Origin of the sequence: uncultured Fibrobacter sp., assembly GCF_937877005.1 — a bacterium.
In the GTDB taxonomy this organism is placed as follows: domain Bacteria; phylum Fibrobacterota; class Fibrobacteria; order Fibrobacterales; family Fibrobacteraceae; genus Fibrobacter.
Genome location: NZ_CALEFV010000003.1, coordinates 1 through 1,455 on the forward strand (window position 1 = coordinate 1; position 1,455 = coordinate 1,455).

The 1,455-nt window shown below is 51.6% G+C and carries 1 protein-coding gene; it reads left to right on the plus strand.

The window, feature by feature from the left end; genetic code table 11:
• Positions 1 to 125: 125 nt before the first annotated feature.
• Positions 126 to 1,295: a polysaccharide biosynthesis/export family protein gene (locus Q0628_RS00040; protein ID WP_298767309.1), complete on the plus strand. Its 1,170-nt coding sequence runs from the start codon at positions 126 to 128 to the stop codon at positions 1,293 to 1,295.
• Positions 1,296 to 1,455: the final 160 nt, after the last annotated feature.

Below are 1,455 nucleotides of genomic sequence, written 5' to 3' on the forward strand. Positions count from 1 at the left end.
GAACAGCCGAAGTCCGAAGCCGTGAGCATGGTTGAAGGCGAAAGCAAGTCCGCTGAATAATTCAAGGCGCTTGATTAAAAAAGTTCGGCTAACCTAAGCCGAACTTTTTTTGTATATTGTTCCCTATGTTTGCTATTCTGATATTGGTGCTTGCCACCTGTAGCTTTGCCATTTCTTTGGACGACGATGCACAAAACAGTGCGATGTCTGCCCTGCCTACTTTTCAGTCGCAGGATTCGAAGTTCCAGAGAAGTTCAGTTGTTTCTGAACCGTTGAAACTGGAAACTGCTGTTGACTCCACATACGAAGTGGGTCCTGGTGATTACTTTGAGATTCTTACTCCCAAGGGCTTTGATGTTGTCCAGGTTTCTGCCGAAGGAAATATTTCTATTCCTAGCTGCGGCATGGTTTCGGTGAACAAGCTCAAGCTGAACGAGGCAAAGGATTCCGTGAAGAGCCTGCTTGTCTCGAAGTACGATGAGCGCTATATCCAGGTGCAGCTGGTGCGCACGAAGAAGATGTCCGTGTCGATTCTTGGTGCCGTGAAGTATCCTGGCCGCATGGCGGTCGAGCAGCAGACGCGCCTGAGCGACATCCTGGTGAAGTGCGAAGGATTCCTTGGCATGGCCGACCGCAAGTCGATCCAGGTGTACCGTGGCACCGACACGTTGAATGTGAACTATGTCGATTATGAGACGCGTGGCCATGGCGAAGTGAACCTGATGCTTGAAAATGGCGATGTCGTCTATGTTCCCTATACGCACGCCGAGGCGACCATTTCGATTGAGACTCCCATGTCGAGCTATAGCATGCCGTATGTGGAAGGCGCTACGCTGGGCGAGTATCTCGACAAGATTTCCGGGGTTGTCGAATCCCGTGCCAAGTGGGCCAAGGTGAAAAAGCCGAATGGCGCCGAGGACACCTACGAGCTTGCCGCCGCGCGCGATTTGCGTTTGGAGCCGCAGACCAAGGTGCTGCTCTGGAACAGGGACCCCTTCGTCTATGTGGGCGGCGCCGTGGCCGTGGTCGGTAAGGCGGTCTACATGCCGGGAATGCACGCGATCGACTATATTGCAGCATCGGGCGTCACCATTATTACGGGCTCCTTTAGCCGCGTGACGCGCATTCGCGACGGCAAGAGCGAATCTATTGATCCGTACAAGGGGGAAATCCAGCCGGGGGACTACATCGATATTCCGCGTAGCGTCTACGAATCGGTCAAGGATGTGACACTCTTCCTGGCATCTCTCCTGAGCGTGATCGCGACGGCGATAATCATTACAAATTCTAGGTAAAAATGTCGTATTTTGATATCCTCTGTTACTGCTTATTTTATCTGTAAGTGGTTAGACCGCTAAGAACAGCCAGGTGCAACTCCTGGAAAAAACCCCCATGTGTACCAGACATGGGGGCTCTTTTTTTACCGAAAGCGGTAAATCTCATGCATTTATTGTA